This is a genomic window from Erwinia plantamica, from assembly GCF_043420595.1.
Taxonomy (GTDB): Bacteria; Pseudomonadota; Gammaproteobacteria; order Enterobacterales; family Enterobacteriaceae; genus Erwinia; species Erwinia aeris.
Map to the genome: position 1 here is coordinate 1 of NZ_JBGCUC010000142.1, position 384 is coordinate 384.

Annotated in this window: 1 protein-coding gene; it reads right to left on the reverse strand. The window is 59.1% G+C overall.

What is annotated here, in order from left to right; translation table 11 throughout:
- Positions 1-67: 67 nt before the first annotated feature.
- Positions 68-328 (reverse strand): hypothetical protein, encoded by a 261-nt coding sequence (locus tag AB3U87_RS22505; RefSeq protein WP_225870704.1) that lies wholly within the window; start codon positions 326-328, stop codon positions 68-70.
- Positions 329-384 lie beyond the last annotated feature (56 nt).

Consider the following 384-nt stretch of genomic DNA (forward strand, 5'->3'; position numbering starts at 1 on the left):
CCGATCACCTGGCCGAGCTTGCCCAGAAGATCGAAGCGGCTCACGGCTAGCGCCGTGCGCGCCGGGGCTATTTGCGAGCAGATGTGCGCTGTTGCTCCGCCACGTCGCGGATCATAGCTGCCCAGCATCCCAAGATCATGCCCTCTTCATTATCGACTTCGCTTGTGGCGACCGCATAGATACCCAGCAAGTTTGCAACCTCGCTCGCCTCGACAATGCCTTGACGCGCAAGCAGCGTGGCAAACATCGAGAGTGCTCCCCCCATTGCCCGCACCAGCGGCGCATCTTGTAGCAGTCGGTCAAATTCGCGGGGCGGGTTACTGGACATAGATTGTTCCGATCAAATAAAGCGACTGCCTTTCAGGACTTGTCGCGGGAAGTGCT

What these genes read in the sequence shown, in the direction of transcription:
- AB3U87_RS22505 (WP_225870704.1), bottom strand. Translation starts at nt 328, where the DNA reads ATGTCCAGTAACCCGCCCCGCGAATTTGACCGACTGCTACAAGATGCG.